The organism is Gillisia mitskevichiae (genome assembly GCF_003634585.1).
In the GTDB taxonomy this organism is placed as follows: domain Bacteria; phylum Bacteroidota; class Bacteroidia; order Flavobacteriales; family Flavobacteriaceae; genus Gillisia; species Gillisia mitskevichiae.
Map to the genome: position 1 here is coordinate 274,249 of NZ_RBLG01000002.1, position 16,467 is coordinate 290,715.

The 16,467-nt window shown below is 31.8% G+C and carries 14 protein-coding genes and 2 tRNA genes; 11 read left to right on the top strand and 5 right to left on the bottom strand.

Annotated features, from left to right (window positions below):
- Positions 1–26 precede the first annotated feature (26 nt).
- The 4 genes from BC962_RS06905 (at position 27) to BC962_RS06920 (ending at position 3,043) form a co-directional block, all read left to right on the top strand.
- Complete coding sequence (locus BC962_RS06905) at positions 27–1,265, top strand: NAD(P)/FAD-dependent oxidoreductase (RefSeq protein ID WP_121345212.1); 1,239 nt, start codon at positions 27–29, stop codon at positions 1,263–1,265.
- Positions 1,266–1,425: 160 nt separating this feature from the next.
- Positions 1,426–1,510, top strand: a tRNA-Ser gene (locus tag BC962_RS06910).
- Between the two features lie 28 nt (positions 1,511–1,538).
- Positions 1,539–1,616 (top strand) — tRNA-Pro (locus BC962_RS06915).
- 212 nt (positions 1,617–1,828) lie between these two features.
- Entirely contained in the window at positions 1,829–3,043 is a 1,215-nt protein-coding gene (locus BC962_RS06920) for a site-specific integrase (RefSeq protein WP_121345214.1), read from the top strand.
- A gap of 61 nt (positions 3,044–3,104) precedes the next feature.
- Here BC962_RS06920 and BC962_RS06925 read toward each other — a convergent pair whose 3' ends face one another.
- From BC962_RS06925 to BC962_RS06945, 4 genes are all read right to left on the bottom strand, one after another.
- On the bottom strand, positions 3,105–4,673 hold the full coding sequence (locus BC962_RS06925; RefSeq protein ID WP_121345216.1) for a DUF1986 domain-containing protein: 1,569 nt from the start codon (positions 4,671–4,673) through the stop codon (positions 3,105–3,107).
- Between the two features lie 25 nt (positions 4,674–4,698).
- Positions 4,699–5,118, bottom strand: coding sequence for a hypothetical protein (locus tag BC962_RS06930; protein WP_121345218.1), 420 nt, complete (start codon positions 5,116–5,118; stop codon positions 4,699–4,701).
- 1,058 nt (positions 5,119–6,176) lie between these two features.
- Positions 6,177–6,845 (bottom strand): hypothetical protein, encoded by a 669-nt coding sequence (locus BC962_RS06940; RefSeq protein WP_121345222.1) that lies wholly within the window; start codon positions 6,843–6,845, stop codon positions 6,177–6,179.
- A gap of 198 nt (positions 6,846–7,043) precedes the next feature.
- Complete coding sequence (locus BC962_RS06945) at positions 7,044–7,628, bottom strand: TetR/AcrR family transcriptional regulator (RefSeq protein ID WP_245984099.1); 585 nt, start codon at positions 7,626–7,628, stop codon at positions 7,044–7,046.
- A gap of 323 nt (positions 7,629–7,951) precedes the next feature.
- Between BC962_RS06945 and BC962_RS06950 the strand changes: the two genes are divergently transcribed.
- From BC962_RS06950 to BC962_RS06975, 6 genes are all read left to right on the top strand, one after another.
- Positions 7,952–11,335 (top strand): PAS domain S-box protein, encoded by a 3,384-nt coding sequence (locus BC962_RS06950; protein ID WP_147405630.1) that lies wholly within the window; start codon positions 7,952–7,954, stop codon positions 11,333–11,335.
- A gap of 44 nt (positions 11,336–11,379) precedes the next feature.
- On the top strand, positions 11,380–11,763 hold the full coding sequence (locus BC962_RS06955) for a response regulator (protein WP_121345228.1): 384 nt from the start codon (positions 11,380–11,382) through the stop codon (positions 11,761–11,763).
- Positions 11,764–11,999: 236 nt separating this feature from the next.
- On the top strand, positions 12,000–12,560 hold the full coding sequence (locus BC962_RS06960; RefSeq protein WP_121345229.1) for a Pycsar system effector family protein: 561 nt from the start codon (positions 12,000–12,002) through the stop codon (positions 12,558–12,560).
- Between the two features lie 64 nt (positions 12,561–12,624).
- Positions 12,625–12,960 (top strand): hypothetical protein, encoded by a 336-nt coding sequence (locus BC962_RS06965; protein WP_121345231.1) that lies wholly within the window; start codon positions 12,625–12,627, stop codon positions 12,958–12,960.
- 324 nt (positions 12,961–13,284) lie between these two features.
- A complete protein-coding gene (locus BC962_RS06970) occupies positions 13,285–14,568 on the top strand; it encodes an OmpA family protein (protein WP_121345233.1) in 1,284 nt (427 codons plus the stop codon).
- Positions 14,569–14,702: 134 nt separating this feature from the next.
- Complete coding sequence (locus BC962_RS06975; RefSeq protein WP_147405632.1) at positions 14,703–15,179, top strand: hypothetical protein; 477 nt, start codon at positions 14,703–14,705, stop codon at positions 15,177–15,179.
- Between the two features lie 13 nt (positions 15,180–15,192).
- Here BC962_RS06975 and BC962_RS06980 read toward each other — a convergent pair whose 3' ends face one another.
- On the bottom strand, positions 15,193–15,912 hold the full coding sequence (locus BC962_RS06980) for a sulfite exporter TauE/SafE family protein (RefSeq protein ID WP_121346030.1): 720 nt from the start codon (positions 15,910–15,912) through the stop codon (positions 15,193–15,195).
- Positions 15,913–16,034: 122 nt separating this feature from the next.
- On the opposite strand from BC962_RS06980, the gene BC962_RS06985 reads away from it, so the two are divergent.
- Positions 16,035–16,448: an Lrp/AsnC family transcriptional regulator gene (locus BC962_RS06985; protein WP_121345237.1), complete on the top strand. Its 414-nt coding sequence runs from the start codon at positions 16,035–16,037 to the stop codon at positions 16,446–16,448.
- Positions 16,449–16,467: the final 19 nt, after the last annotated feature.

Consider the following 16,467-nt stretch of genomic DNA (forward strand, 5'->3'; position numbering starts at 1 on the left):
TATATTTACAACGCAAATGAAATGGAATGAAAAAGGAAATTTCAGAAATTCTTATAATTGGTGCGGGTCCTTCGGGAATGGTCTCAGCCTCTTATCTTCATAATCAAGGAATAAAGGTTTTGGTCGTAGAAAAATCTATTTTCCCCAGATTCCAGATCGGGGAGAGTTTGATTCCGCAGTGCATGGATAATTTGGAAGAAGCAGGCTTATTAGAGGCCGTTAAAAATGCTGGTTTTCAAAAGAAATTTGGAGCCCGGTTTATTAAAGATGAAAAAATTGGAGAATTTAATTTCTCTGAAAAATATGGCGAGGGTTGGGATTGGACCTGGCAGGTTCCCAGAGCAGACTTTGATCATTGTTTGGCATTAGAAGCTCAAAAGAAAGGTGTTAAGATCTTGTTTGATACTGAAGTAATTAATGTTGAGTTTAAAGAAGGTCATTCTACCACTATAGTAAGAAACTCGAATGGAGAGCTTACAGAGATTCAGGCAAATTTCATTATAGATTCCAGTGGATTTGGGCGAGTATTGGCAAAACAATTAAAATTGGAAGCGCCACCCCAAATTGCTGCACATTCTTCAATATTTACTCATATAGAAGAACCCGATCGCCCTTCAGGAAAAGAAGGAGAAATTATAACCTTTGAGGTTTTAGAAACACAAGTTTGGTTTTGGTATTTCCCATTCTCTAATGGTAATTCTAGCTTGGGTTTTGTTGCACCTACACATTGGTTCGAGCAATTTTCCAAAGATCCTGATGTTGCAATGAGGGAAATGATGAATAAGCTTAAATTTTATAATAATAGATTTACAGATCACGCTTTTATATTCAAGCCAATTAAGGTAGAAAACATAAGTAGAAATGTCACTCAACTATATGGAAAAGGGTTTGTACTTACCGGCAATAGTGCCGAATTTTTAGATCCTGTTTTTTCTTCTGGGGTATCCTTTGCCACCGCATCTGGATTACTAGCTGCGAAATTGATTATTAAAGAGAGAAATGGTGAGAAGGTTAATTGGGAAAATGAGTATGTAAATTATATCAAGGAAGGCGTGCTTGTTTTTTCGAGTTATGTGAAAGAGTGGTATTCAGGGAATCTTCAAAAGATCATTTTTCATCGCCATCCTAATCCAGAAATTAAAAAACAAATTTGTGCTGTTCTAGCAGGTTATGTTTGGGATAAGACTAATCCTTTTGTGAAAAAACACGAACATATACTTCAAAATTTATCCAAATTAATAGAATTAGAAGAGGCATCTCACTAAAGTTTATAATTTTTTTTGAGGTTAATTTTCTGAGTCCGACCCTTTTAATTAAAACTTAGAATTTTTATGTTGAAAAAAGGCATAAAAGGTTTGGATTGTTAATAGGTAAAAGTTAGATTTGCAACCGCAAAATAATTGCAATAAGTTCTTACAATTTAACGGAGAGTTGCCAGAGTGGTTAATGGAGCAGTTTGCTAAACTGTCGACGAGCAATTGTCGCATGAGTTCGAATCTCATACTCTCCGCAAAACGATTAATTCTAACCGAATTATTCGGGGTGTAGCGTAGCCCGGTTATCGCGCCTGCTTTGGGAGCAGGAGGCCGCAGGTTCGAATCCTGCCACCCCGACCAAATGGGTATTAAAACCCGCCAAAACACTGTTAATCTCTTGATTATCAGTGTTTTTTATTTTTAATGATATCAAATAATATCATTTAAATACATAAGTCTGGTGAATCATTCGGTGAATCATTTTATTACAGATATTTACGTAACTTCATAGAGCATATAACTGATTTGACTTTCGTCTTTGCAAACTGATTGTTTCATTTAAGACGCTTGAAATGCCTAATTACACTACCTTTTCCGTATTATTCTTTGTTCGTAAACACCACAACGAGACCAAGAAATTATTTATTTATGCCCGAGTTACCGTGGATGGTAAACGCTCAGAAATAAGTTTAAAAAGATCAATATCGGTGAATCATTGGGACGTCTCAAAAGGACGTGCCAAAGGAACTACTCCAAAAGCAAGAAGTTTAAACCAGTATTTGGACCAGATCTATACTAAATTTCTGGACTGCCACAAGCAACTATCTTCCGAGAACAAAGTGGTTACAGCCCAAAGTATCAAAGCCCGGTTCTACGGGAATGATGAGCACCAGAAAACCTTGTCGGAATTAATGAGCTATCACAATTCTCACATGAAGAACGTGTTGAAACCCGGCACGATGAAAAATTATCGTACTACCGAAACCTACTTAAATGAGTTTTTAAAGCAGAAAATGAACTGTAATGATATTAACATCAAACAGATCAACTATCAGTTTGTAACCGACTTTGAACAGTTCCTACGCAACTATTCGGCTAAGGTTTCTCGTAAGACTTGTGGCAACAATGGCACGATGAAACATTTGGAACGTTTTAAAAAGATGTTGAACCTTTCAATTAGGCTGGAATGGCTTGTTAAAAACCCTTTTGACAATTTCCAATTCAGGTTTGAGAAAAATGAGCGGCAATATCTAAGCAAACGGGAACTTCAAATAGTAGAGAACACTGAATTCACGAATAGCAGTTTACAAAAAGTTAAAGACATTTTCATCTTCTCCTGTTATACTGGGCTTTCTTATATAGATATAAAAGAATTGACCATTCATCAGATTATTAAAGGAATCGATGGGAGCAACTGGATCTATACTAAACGGGAGAAAACAGACGAAACGGTAAAAGTGCCACTTTTGCCCCAGGCCCAAAATATTATGGATCGATATGCCGATAGTATAAAAGACGAAATTTTATTCCCGGTATTTTCTAACCAGAAAGTCAACAAATATCTAAAAGAGGTGATGCTGCAATTGAAAATAAAAAAAACAATTACCTTTCATTCTGCCAGGCACACTTTTGCTACCACGGTTACCTTATCCAATGGTGTACCCATCGAAACGGTCTCTAAACTTTTAGGACATACCAAATTATCTACTACTCAGATTTATGCAAGGGTTTTGGAAAATAAAATTAGTAAAGATATGCTTGCTCTTAGGCAAGTATTAAACCAATAAATTAATAACATGGATTCTAGTTTTAATAAACTTGAAACCATGTTATTAAATAAAAGATACCTTAATGTGCAACAATAATTTTATAGGTTTCTTCTTCCTCTCTAACTTGAATTTTTAGAAAATACAAGCCTTCTTTCAAATTGGACACATCCATTTTCGTAGTTCCGTATGGATCGAGTTCAATATCTTTTACAAATGCCCCGCTAAAATCAAATAATTTCGCAAGTTGAGCAGTTTTTTCAAAAATCAAACTTTGCGTTTCATTTGTGATATTTGATTTTTCATTATTAGCTTTAATAGTAACTTCGCTCGATGCCGGGTTGGGGGATATCTTGAAACCACAAGGTCCACCCAGACCACATCTTTCAGAAGTAACATACATGGCACCTCTACTTTCTCCACATGCATTGGTTGTAAAAAGTTCAACCAAATAGGTTCCTGCTCGACTAGACGAAAAATAAATAAATGATATTGGACCATTCGTAAATGTTACTTCACTCTGTCCATTAATATCTAAATATGGAGAGTTCGATTTTAACCTATAAGAAACTGCCCCGTCAGAATTAGGAAGTGTATAAGGCTCAGAAAAACTGTTGGTGCATAGATTAGGGGCTTGTGGCAAACTAGCGTCAGGTTTTCCTACATAAACTACTTTAGTCGCTTCAGCGCCATTATTATAGGTTGCTGTAATAAAACCATTACCACGACTGCTTGCGTATTTGGCTTTAACGGTGACTGTTGAAGTAGTAAAACTTATTATTTCTAAATTATTACTTGTAGTCCAGCTCATATGATTGGGTGCATTTTGTAAAGTGAAAACCGAATTCGAAGAATTGCAGACCAAAGATGCGCCAGTAATATCTGGGAGAGGTACATTACTATTAATCCAAGATATATAGTTAAATAACTTTGTATAAATTGTTGGTTTTTCAGCTTTTGGAAACTCTCCCCAACTACTACATCCAATTAGATATCGAATTCCGTTACTAACCAAGGAGAGAGGTCCACCGCTGTCGCCGCGAGATACCCCGGAGTCTGGTTGGTAAAGAGCAATCATATTATTGTTTACAGGTGTTGAGCCGGTATTAATACTGTTTGCTTGAGTATTGCTTATAATTGGCATTTCCAGTTCTTGCAATATAATAGATGGTGACGGATTAGTACCGTCCAAAGTGTTTCCCCACCCCGTAACTCTAGCTGTTTGTCCAGTATCAGAATGTGATAAACTATTAGTAAGCTTAATTGGTAGAACTCTAGCATTAAAATTTAGAGGGACGGCAAGCCTGATTAGTGCAACGTCATTGTTAGAAGTAGCAGGATCATAGTTTGGATGAATTATAACCTGTGCAACATTTAAATATTGTCCATTAATATTATCCGTTCTATCTGTTATCCCAGCAGCAACCTTTAATTGATTTATAGGTACGTTATCTAAACAGTGTGCAGCGGTTAAAATCCATTCCGGGGTAAGAATTGATCCGCCACACCAATGACCGCCATTTCTTTGAATAGAAATTTGCCAAGGATTGTTCTCTACAGTCGTATTGTTTCCTCCGATTATATTCGTTTCTTGGCTATATCCATTAAGTGCAACGAGAAAAAATAATGTATGAAGTAGTAGTTTTTTCATTTTCTAAGAAAATTTAAATAATTAATTATTTTGTAACCTTTAAATTTTCGATCAGATAAAATAAATGAAGATTGTTTGTCAATCGACCGTGCGCTCCGGAAACACATGTAGAAATCGTACCTTTAACCATAAGCTCCTCTCCGATTTCCCCTATATTATTTGCGGGAGCAAAAATCCTAATTATTGATACGCTATCTTTGTTAGCCAACTCAGGTAAATGTATTTCGGCATCAACTTCCAAATAAAATCGATTGCCATCATAAAAATAATCCCCATCTTCTATTGACTTTACCGTGGCAGGAATAGCTTCTTTCAAAACTATTCTGACCTCCCTCTCGTTACATTTTGAAAAAATATCCTGATTGATATCATCCCTAGTAGAACAGGAAAAAAATGTTAAAACAACAAAATAAATTATAGGTTTTATCATAACTAATGTTTTCATTTTCAATATAAAATGTATTATAAAGATGCTTTAACCTTTAAAAGGTTTCGAAAAAATATTGTTATTATGTGAATTTATTAATAAATATAGAGAATTCATTTTAAAATCCCTAATTATTTACTTTCCTTTGCAACTTCCGGGCGCAAAGCAAGATTGTCATGACAATGACACATCTTGCTTTGTTCCTTTGTTCCTTTTTAGTGCAAATCAATAACTATGGTATGTAAATTTTGACTAACAGCTAGTAGCCTGAAATATAGCTGGAGATTTACCTCTAAAAAATGTTTTTAATAAAATTTGTCGCAAAAATCAAAGCATTTACTGGGCTTCTCACGGCATTTGTCGCAAATTTCATAAAAAACCACATACTTAAACACTTTAAAAAGCTTATAATCAATGAATTAGGGATATATAACATCGCGCAGCGTGTTACCCTCTTGCTATTCCTAATTTCATTTTTTTATAAAATTAAAACGGAATACAAATTTAAAAAATAACCTCACGGTGAGCCATACAATTTACTTTTTTTATCCTGAGCACTTTCCTTTTTTTTGATTGCCTTAAAATTTTCTGATAGTAGGTTCTCCTTAACTATTTTATCAATTTACTTCTTCCAGTGCCTTCGCTACTACCTTTTTTTGATGCTGTTCTATCCAACGATTTAGAATTAGGAAAGGACTTATACAAAGGGCAAAGCATGAAGCCCGGCTTATGCAGTCCGGCTAACTTCTAAATCTTGTCCATTTGCATCAACTAAAAAAAGTAGTAGGTACATGGAAAATTCGTTTTTAGGAAAGTATGTTTTAAAGAAAATCATATCTTTATAGCACAAAGACGAGTAAATAATATGAAAGCTCTTTGTTTTATGAAGTTTGGTGAATCATTCGGTGAAACATCAAATTGATTTGCAGTGAAAGTACTGTGGATAGGGCGTTTGTTCTTGAATAAATTATCCTGCCACCCCGACTACATAAAGCCTTCAACGTAAGTTGGAGGCTTTTTTTTGTTTGATATTTTTAATTATTTTGATGTTTTTTAAGTAACAATTGGAGAGAATACTATTTACTTACAGTATCGGTACTAATAAATTCCATTTCATCAATTTGATTCTTGTCAATATCATCTTCAGGTATCATATTCACGATCATAGAATTAACAATTCTACTCTTATTTTTATCGGGATTAATAATACTAGCCTTATGAAACACACCAAGCGTTTCCCTATCAACTTTAGGCTTACTGTTATTTATTAAAACAATCTTATACGCAGCCTTTTTCAATTGTTTTACTTTGGTGGTATAAGGCTCTAGGGAAGTATCATTATTTATGAATACCGGATTAAAGTTTTCGAGATAATCTTTGGAGGCAGCCTCGCTTTCGTTTGCATATTTAAAATAATCTGCTAAATACAACTCACTCTCTATTTCACTTGGTTCATATCCTAACATTAAAAAGGATTGGTCTCCCGCATTATCAAGATGGTAAGGTGTGTTTACTTGCTGATCAAAACGGACAAGCCAATGATAGCTTAATTTCTTATTGAATCTTTGCTGTGTTAGATTTGATAATTCCTTCTTTAGTTCAACCATTATCGATCTAAACTGGTGAGAGCCTATGTTATTTCCAAAATCTAAATGAACAAAGCCTGGCTTGTCGGTGGTTTTTCTGAAAACCTCTTCAATACAATGCTTAGCGATGTTTGGTATATTGATCTCTCGTATTTCCATGCTACTTTATTTAAAAACTATTTTGAAATCTTTTGCGGTAAGCATACTATTAAATTTGATATTGGAATTTTTATTAATAAGCGAAAAGTCTAATCTATAAAATACTTAAAGACTACTTTATTAATTTCCTTAGAGGAAAATTTCTAGCTATTGATAAACTATAAATAACCGACCGTTTAATTATTAAATAAAAAAAGATCACAGGTTTTTAAATACATTTTCTACATAATTATTTAGTTGATCTTTTTTGAACATCCTTGTGGCAGATGATAAGCCGAACATAGAAATAATTAAAAAGTCTGCTTGTTCCTGTATAATTGCAATTTCTTTATTTAGGTCCTGACTTAAACTTTTGATAAAAACCTTTTTCAAGTCTTCCATAAAATTTGATAAAACTTCCTTCACTCTTTCATCTGTTTCATTTCCAATTTCATTAGAAGTATTTGTTACTAAACATCCTTTACCTAATTCTGAAATGTTCGTAAAATCTATAAAATCATAGAAATATTGTTTTATTCCAAGGATTCCATTTGTTGAATTTTTCAACTTATCAATAACTAGATCTAGTTTTTTATTATAAATTCTTACACATTCTAGAAATACCCCATTCTTATTTACAAAACTAGAATAGATGGAGAATTTATTGATGCCCATTTCTTTTTCGAGCATTTGCATAGAGGTATTTTCAAATCCATTAAGCCAGAATAAATTCATAGCTTTTTCTATAACTTCTTCTTCAATATATTCTTTCTTTCTAGGCATATTCACTTTATCTCTGTACAAATCTAAACGATTGGTTAGAAACAGAAAACCTTTTAATAAAATATTATGTTACCTGCATTTGTAAATGGATTTGGAAGGTTAAGTCAAATTAAAAAATCAAAAGTCCAATATCCCTTTATTACCATCAATATCATTCAATTATGGAATTACAAGCTAATTCACATTTAATTGCAGATTTAACTATTGAATTGATATTTTTAACTCTTAATATGTAATATTTATATATACTTTTCCTACATTTAAGACTTTCCCTGCAATTTTGGATTTTTTGTTGGGATAAGAACTTAATTGTGCTTCCCCATAAGCAAGGAACAAAATTGATTATGCAAAATACCCTAAGGCAATTATTAAGTACTGCTAATGATATTATTTGCTCTATAAATATATCGGGCGAATTCATATGGCTTAATAAGAGTGCTAAAGATTATTTCGGTTTTTCTTCCTCAAATCCTTCCAAGAAGAATTTTTTAGATGAGTTAAAGGAAGTAGATAAACCTAACTTTCAAGCTTTGATTACACAAATTCAATCTAAAGCCTCAAAAACCTTAAATTTTCATCCTGAATCATCGCTTAGAAATGGAACTGCTGCACGCAACTGGACCTTAACTTGGAATGAGGAGGAAAAACTTCTGTATTGTTTAGCCAATAATATTGATAAGCCATTCTTTTTGGCTGAAAATGATCGTTATCATTCACTTTTCAACAATAGTCCATATCCAAAATTGATCTATTCATCTGAATCCTTCCGGTTTTTAGATGCAAATGATCGTGCTTTTAGCACCTATGGGTATAGCAGAAAAGAGTTTATAGAAATTAGTATTAAAGACATCACTACCAAGGAAGATTTTTTAAATTTCGCTGAAGATCAGAAGGATCTTATTCAGCAAAATGAGCCGAAGCATCTGGGCATATATACTCATATTAAAAGTGATGGTGGAACCTTAAAAATAGAAATATCTGGTCAAAATTTTCCTTTAAATAATGAACCTGCAATAATTATCACTTGTCTTGATGTAACTGAACAATTACAAAAAAATAGTTTAGAACATTTAGAGAATGAGATCATGGAAAAAGCTCTGGAAGTAGAAACTGATCTAGATTCACTTTTTCAATATTATATAAGAAGTCTTGAAGATATTTTTCCAGAGATTAAAGCTACAATTCTAAAGATAGAAGACAATAAAATATGGAACCTTGCTTCTTCCCTTCCAGAATCTTTTAAAACGGCGATCCAAGGGGTAAACATTGGCCCAAGGGTTGGTTCTTGTGGGACAGCAGCCTTTTTAAAAAAGACAGTAATTACAAGCGATATTAGTACCGATATATTATGGGAAGATTTTAAGTCTTATGCTTTAAATGTAGGTTTAAAAGCCTGTTGGTCTGAACCTATTTTCAATTCTAAAAAAGAAGTTATTGCAACCTTTGCTAATTACTTTGGGACTTTACGCGAGCCCTCAGATATCGAGCTTAAAATATTTAAACGTTCTGCCAAATTAATAGGTATAATTTTCGAAAATAATGAGAAAAGCAAGGATTTAAAATTTAAAATCGAGCAATTTAATTATGTGAATCTAGCAACAAATGATGCTATATATGAGGCAGATTTTAATTTAGATACCATGGAATGGGGATTGAGTCATCAGGCGCTATTTGGTCATAAATTAGAAAACACTACCCAACCTATTTCTCAATGGAGATTGCTTGTACATCCACATGATCTAAAGAAAAATGTAATATTATTAAGTGATTTTGCTGAAGATCCCACTAAAAAGCATTGGCACACTAAATATAGATTTAAAAGAGCAGATGGCACCTACTCGTTTGTTGAGGATAGAGCTTATGGAATTAGAGATAAAGAAGGGAATTTAGTAAGACTCATTGGAGTACTAAGAGATATAAGTCTGAACCGCTTAGAACTTCTAAAGAAAGAAGTTTTAACACACTTCAATACTATTTTTAATCGTAATAATGCTTTAAAACCTGCATTACATGAAATAACCAAATTATTATTGGATTATGGAGGTTTTAGTATTTCTGAAATTTGGCTTATAGATAGTAGCAAAACAGAACTTAATTTATACTCTACCGCTTCAAACGAAAATGGGGAGGTTTTTTACACTTCTGAAAATATTGATACTTTTAAAATTGGTGAAGGACTACCAGGCTTAGTATGGAAGAAAAAGAAAATTATTGCTTGGGATTATAAGGATACTATAAAACATATGGTATACAGGCAATCTGCAATAAAGGCACAAATAAAAAAAGTTATGGGTGTGCCATTAATTAGACAAGGAGAACTCATAGGAGTATGGATATGTGCAGAATCTACAGATGATAATAGCACTTTTGATACCACTAAACATATAGGTCTTGATATTGCTGAGAACTTAGCTTCAGAAATACATAGAAAACAACTAGAAGAGCAGCTATCTCATATTTTTCAACTTGCACCAGATATTATATGCACCATAGATTTTGAAGGGAAAATAAAAAAAATAAACGCTGCTGGATGTCAATTATTAGAATACTCAGAAGAGGAATTATTAAAAATGAATTATAATGAGCTTTTAAACTCATCCAACACTGGAATATTTAATGAAACTGCTCAAACTTTCTATAATAATAGAGATACATATAGAAATGAAAATAGATATATTACAAAATCTGGAAAAGTATTATGGTTAGACTGGAATTGCCGTGCTTCTTTAGAAGAAGGCTTAATATATACTGTTGTAAAAGATGTAACCGATAATAAAAAACTACGAAATTTATTAGATGATGCCTCTAAAATGGCTAGTGTTGGTAGTTGGGAGTTAGATTTAAAAAATAATTCTATTTATTGGTCTGATATTACAAGAGAAATTCTTGAAGCAGAAAAAGACTATGTTCCAATAAAAGAGGACGCTATTAACCATTATAGAAAAGACTTAAGAAAAAAGATAGATCAAACTATTTCTGAAGCCATAAAAAAAGGAGTATCATGGGATTTTGAATTCCCTATAATAACATTTAAAGGCAAAGAGAAATGGGTTCGGTCCATGGGAAAGTCTGAGTATGTAAATGGAAGGTGCATTCGTTTATATGGTAGTTTTCAAGACATTCATGAGCAAAAATCTCTCGAACTAAAATTGAAGGATACTTTAACGGAGAAAAAAGAAATTCTAGAAAGAATTAATGATGCCTTTTTTGCAGTAGACAAAAATTTTATAGTTACCTATTGGAATAAAACAGCCGAGGAAATTCTTCAAACTCCAAAAGAGATTATTTTAGGTAAAAATCTTTGGGAGATTTTTGCAGATGCTGTAAACCTTCCTTCTTTTAGCTATTATAATGAGTCGTTAAGTTCTGGAAAATCTATTCATTTTGAAGATTTTTATGAACCTGTAAAAAGTTGGTTAGATATAAGCGTTTATCCTTCTAGTACCGGTCTTTCAGTTTATTTTAAAGATATAACACAAAAGAAAATTGCAGAGGAAAAAATTAGAATCACTACGCAACGCTTAAAGGATATTGCATGGCAACAGTCCCATTCCGTTCGTGCTCCTGTTGCGAGATTAATGGCAATAATTGATCTAATAAAGAACGGGAATTTAAATCTTGCTGAAAAAGAAGAGCTTTTTACAGAGATCTTAAATTCATCTGAGGAAATTGATGTGATAATTCGTGATATCTCTGAAAAAACAGATACTATTAATTTTGAAAAATAAACGAAATACACGTTTAACATTCTATTAAAAAGAGACTCTATTAGATGATTAAAAAAGTACTGATTATTGATGATGACAACATTATTAGAAAAATAACATCACAAATGGTTAAGGTCTCTAAACTCTCTACTTCTGAGCCACTTTTGTTTAAAAATGGTTTAGAGGCATATAATTACCTAACTACTGAAAAGGACCAGGAATATAGATATATTCTTTTTTTAGATATTAACATGCCAGTGATGGATGGATGGACTTTCCTTAAAAGATTAGAAGAAGAAGATCTAGTTAAAGAAAAGCTTATTTATTTATTTACTTCTTCTGTAGATAGAGCAGATCATTGTAGAGGAAAAAATAATAAATATGTGAAAGACATAATTACTAAACCATTGACTATTGGTAAAATAGAAAATATAATTAAAGCTCTTTAGTATTTACATTCCTAAGGAATTTTGATGTTTGAAGAAAATATGAATGTGTATAAAATATGTTATTTGTACCAATTACCATTACAAAAAATCTAATTTTGAGATTAAAAAATTTAAATAAGGTTTCAATCGAACCACATTTTAGTTAACTTTATTCCCCCTCCCCCCATAGTTTAACTCCCCAAAGTTTAAGAATTGATAAATTCAAAAGAACAATTTGAATTATAACTTAATATTTTATGGAGCAAACAGCACCTCTAATAAAAGATCAAAAGATAAAAAACAAGCACACAGATGATCTTATAGATCATTACTGGGGTAGTATTAATTACGTAACAAGTCTTATTAAGGCATCAGAATTAAAAGCTGGTCTTATATTAACCTTCTATGGGATCTTACTAAACTTTATTTACCAAAGTTGGGGTATGATTATCACAGAGGTTTCTAACGATTTACTATTCGACGTGCTTGTTGGATTTTGGTTTTGTTGTACGGCAGCATCAATCTTCTTTAGTATACGTTGTTTTATGCCTAAAATAGAAGGTAATTACGATAAGAATATTTTCTTTTTTGGCGATGTTATTTCCAAATTTGGAGACATTAAGCAATTTGCAAAGACCTTTTATACTGTGAGCCTTGATGAGGATCAGCTCTTTGAGCAATTAGGAGAGCAAATTTATATTATTTCAAAAATTGCAGCCTGGAAATTTAGAAATGTAAAAAGAGCAATCCTTCTTTTAGCATTAGGGCTTCTTCTATTGCTAGTGGTAGTAGTGTATTACATACTTGCAACAATTTAATTAATTCTATAACTGTAAATAATTGTATATAATTTTTTTAGACAGCTAATTAAAATTTAATAAAATGAAAAATGAATCAAAATACTGGTCCAAAGAAGAATTAAAAGTTTACATCTTATTGCTTTGCGCCAAGGCAGACTCAGTTGAAACCATTGAAGAGATCAATATGATAAGATCTAAAATAGATCCTGAAACCTTTGATAGACTATATAATGAGTTCAGCTGTGATGATGAAGATAATTGTCTGGACAAAATACAGTCGGCAATTGCCAAACATGAATATTCTAATAAGGAAATTATCGGGTTAAGAAAAGAAATACATGCAGTCTTCTTAACAGATAAAAAATTTAATATGAAAGAACGAAACCTAGATAGAATCCTAGATAGCATGCTTTATTAGAAAAGCTTGAAACAAGTTTAATAAGAAAGTAAAAGTTGTTTAAATTTAAATTTTTATGAAATTTAAATCAATAACCTATTTTTTCCCTAAACCCCACTAATGAACACTTAAAACTCTATTAATCAATATATTAAATAATTAGATATTAGGTTTTTATTTAATCTAATTTAGAATTTTCATCAAATATTCAGTAAATTTATAAACTTAGTTTTATAAAGAATTAAAAGCCAATTTCTTCCCCACTTTCCCCTTTCATTTTTAGAACTAGATTATTGAATTTCGAAAATAAAAAGTCTAAAAATAAATTCTAAAGTTTATATTATTATGAGAAGCAAAGTATATTTACGAATTCTTGTGCTTATGCTCATGACGTTTTTTATGTCTGTAAATATTGAAGCACAAATCTTAGAAAAGCTAGGAAAGAAGGCAGAGAAAGTTGTAAACAGGAAACTTGAGAAAAAAACAGAAGAAGAAACTAGTAAGGCCATGGATACTATTCTAGGTAATAAAGGAAGTCAAAAATCTAGTTCTGGTGTTGTTGATAGTCCTGAAAAACCAAATAGTTCAACCGTTCCTAGTACAAAAAAAGAAGAAATCTCCCTCTACACAAAATCAGATTGGGTGGCAGGAGAAAATCTAATTTTATTTGATGATTACAGCAACGATGCTGTAGGAGATTTACCTAAAGCATGGAACTCCAATGGTAATGGACAACTTATAACATTGAACAACAATTCAGAGCAAAAATGGCTACGACTATATAATCGTGCTTATTATGAACCTGATCTTCCTAAAGAATTACCTGAGAATTTTACAATTGAATTTGATTTAGCCACTTATGGTATCTCAAAAAAGAATACTTCGCAAACCGCTAATTTTTATATTTATGTAGGTGATGGGAAAAGCCCTTTGAAATATGGAAACACTTATCTCTCAGCAAATATTTCCCCTTTTCAAGATTGGGTAAAGAAACAAGATTTTGTTTCATGGGATAAAGGAGAAGTTGTGAGAGGTAGTAATGAAAAAGATATTCGAGAAGCTATTTTAAATGGAGCTCACATTGGGATATCAGTTAAAGGACCGCGTTATAGAATGTATGTTAATGGAGAGAAAGTTTTGGATTTTCCAAGAGCAATTAGAGAGGGAACTAATTATGCGAGTATCCTTTTTTATTGCTATGGTGTTGGAGATGATAATCAGAATGTACTAATTAGTAATTTACGGGTAGCGGAAGGTTTTCCTGAACCTGCAGAGAGTTTATTTAAGACAGGTAGTTTTTCTACTACAGCAATTACCTTTGATGTCAATTCAGCTCAATTAAAACCAGAAGCATATGGTATTTTAAGAGAGATTTCTAAAGCTCTAAAATCAGAATCAGCTAAAAATTGTATTATAATTGGACACACAGATAGTGATGGAAATGATGATAATAATATGGAACTTTCCATGCGCCGTGCGTCTTCTGTTAAAGAGGCACTAATAAAAGAATTTGGTATAGAACCCAATAGGTTAACTACAAAAGGAAAAGGAGAAACAGAGCCAATAACCTTTAATAATTCTGTTTTAGAAAAAGCTAAAAATAGAAGAACAGAATTTGTTCTCAACTGATAGTCATGACTTTAAATAAACATAACAAAATTTAACACTACTTCATTCTCTTAAACTGCAATTAATAATTTAGTTTATTAGGAAAAGAGTTAACTTGAGTTCCTATTTATAGATTTCATTTATTTAAAAAACTCATGCCAAAATTCAATTTTAATATTCTCATTATTGTTGCTATTTGTGTATTTACAATGAGCTGTAATAAAACTGCTACAGTAGAAGCTCTGCCAGATCCAGTTGTAGATAAAACCCTCAAAAAAAGTGAGTTAGAGAAAGAAATAGACATTAAAAGATCCTATTGTTTTAGAAATGAAACAGCATTTAAAGATAATCTGGAAAATATTGATATTCTTGAATTAAAATTAGATGTTATTGGTAATTCTGTTTCGGGAATCTATAATTGGCTTCCTAAATTTAAGGACAGACGAGAAGGGACAATAACTGGACTAATTGAGAAAAATATTATCAAGGGCAAATATCATTTTACTCAAGAAGGTAAAGAACAAACTATTCCCATTACAATAAAATTAAATGAAGATTCTGTTATAATATCTGATGATAAAAAGGGAGTTGGAATTGGCGCTGTAATTAGCAGAACAAACTGTTCCCTTTAAGTATTAAATGAACTTACTTCGCTATAAGCACGATTCCTGAAAAAAATAATAATGTTAGTAATGCTTTTTTAAAGTAGTATTCGTCTATTTTAGAGTACACCAATTTTCCTGTATATTGTGCTAAAAGAAAAACTGGGAAGATGATTAAAGCTACTTTCCAATGAGCCAAAGTTAAAATCCCACTTAAACTTAGCATAGGAATTCTCACTAAAGTAATTAAGCCCATTATTCCAATCATCGTGGCTCTAAAGGTACTTATATCTACGGCCATGTTCTTTACAGATATTACATACAATGGCCCACCGGTAGAAAATACTCCAGAAAAGAAACCGCCTAAAACCCCTAAAATAGAAACAGATTTCCTTCCTATTTTAAAATTAGTTTTTATAAATATTGCGTAAACAACATATAGAATTATAAAAATCCCTAAACCTTTCTTTAGAAGAATAGGGTTTGTTAAAGTTAGAACTAGAATTCCTATTATAACTCCAATTATTGTAGGTATTGCAAGTTTAGCAATTATAGTAAAGTCTATATTTTTCCATTCCTTTTTTATTAGAAAAATACTAGAAAAAATATAGAATATAGATATATAGGCAATAGCATCTGGAAGAGCTATACTTATTAATAATATTGGTAAAGCTATTAAGGAGCCTGCAAAACCAACAACGGTCTGAACAAAAAAACCGAAAAATATCGCCAGAGCCACAATTAAATAGATATCTATTTCCATAATATTCATAAAATTTTCCACAAAATTACATGGTAGATAAACACTTATGAAATTGAAAAAACGGGAAAAATCGACTATGTCCAACTATAAGATGTAATTTTATAAGATAAACACATTATTCAATGTTAGATAAAATAGATCTAAAAATTATAGAGGTATTACATCAAAATTCGCGAGCCTCCTTTGTTGAAATTGGAAAACTAATACCACTCTCAGCATCTTCAGTTAGGGAACGAATTCAAAAATTAGAGGAATTGGAAATAATTAAAGCTTATACTCTAAAAGTAGATTATTCCAAAATGGGTTATGGCTTAGAGGTTTTTATAATGATTAAATTATTTAGCGGGAAATTAGAAAGCTTCATGGCAGCTTTGGATTCCTTTCCTGAAATTAAAAGGGCTATACGTATAACTGGTTCTCATAATATACATATGAAGGTGGTTTTAAAAGATCAGTTACATCTGCAAAGATTTATAGATATGCTTATAAAATATGGAGAACCCACTACTCAACTAATACTATCGGAGTTGAAATAGTTTGAAAATTTACTCTTTA

Excerpts from the sequence above, each read along its gene's own strand:
- BC962_RS06940 (WP_121345222.1), bottom strand. The coding sequence starts at position 6,845 with ATGGAAATACGAGAGATCAATATACCAAACATCGCTAAGCATTGTATT.
- BC962_RS06985 (WP_121345237.1), top strand. The coding sequence starts at position 16,035 with ATGTTAGATAAAATAGATCTAAAAATTATAGAGGTATTACATCAAAAT.
- BC962_RS06955 (WP_121345228.1), top strand. The coding sequence starts at position 11,380 with ATGATTAAAAAAGTACTGATTATTGATGATGACAACATTATTAGAAAA.
- BC962_RS06930 (WP_121345218.1), bottom strand. The coding sequence starts at position 5,118 with ATGAAAACATTAGTTATGATAAAACCTATAATTTATTTTGTTGTTTTA.
- BC962_RS06920 (WP_121345214.1), top strand. The coding sequence starts at position 1,829 with ATGCCTAATTACACTACCTTTTCCGTATTATTCTTTGTTCGTAAACAC.
- BC962_RS06970 (WP_121345233.1), top strand. The coding sequence starts at position 13,285 with ATGAGAAGCAAAGTATATTTACGAATTCTTGTGCTTATGCTCATGACG.
- BC962_RS06960 (WP_121345229.1), top strand. The coding sequence starts at position 12,000 with ATGGAGCAAACAGCACCTCTAATAAAAGATCAAAAGATAAAAAACAAG.
- BC962_RS06925 (WP_121345216.1), bottom strand. The coding sequence starts at position 4,673 with ATGAAAAAACTACTACTTCATACATTATTTTTTCTCGTTGCACTTAAT.
- BC962_RS06905 (WP_121345212.1), top strand. The coding sequence starts at position 27 with ATGAAAAAGGAAATTTCAGAAATTCTTATAATTGGTGCGGGTCCTTCG.
- BC962_RS06965 (WP_121345231.1), top strand. The coding sequence starts at position 12,625 with ATGAAAAATGAATCAAAATACTGGTCCAAAGAAGAATTAAAAGTTTAC.
- BC962_RS06975 (WP_147405632.1), top strand. The coding sequence starts at position 14,703 with ATGCCAAAATTCAATTTTAATATTCTCATTATTGTTGCTATTTGTGTA.
- BC962_RS06950 (WP_147405630.1), top strand. The coding sequence starts at position 7,952 with ATGCAAAATACCCTAAGGCAATTATTAAGTACTGCTAATGATATTATT.
- BC962_RS06980 (WP_121346030.1), bottom strand. The coding sequence starts at position 15,912 with ATGGAAATAGATATCTATTTAATTGTGGCTCTGGCGATATTTTTCGGT.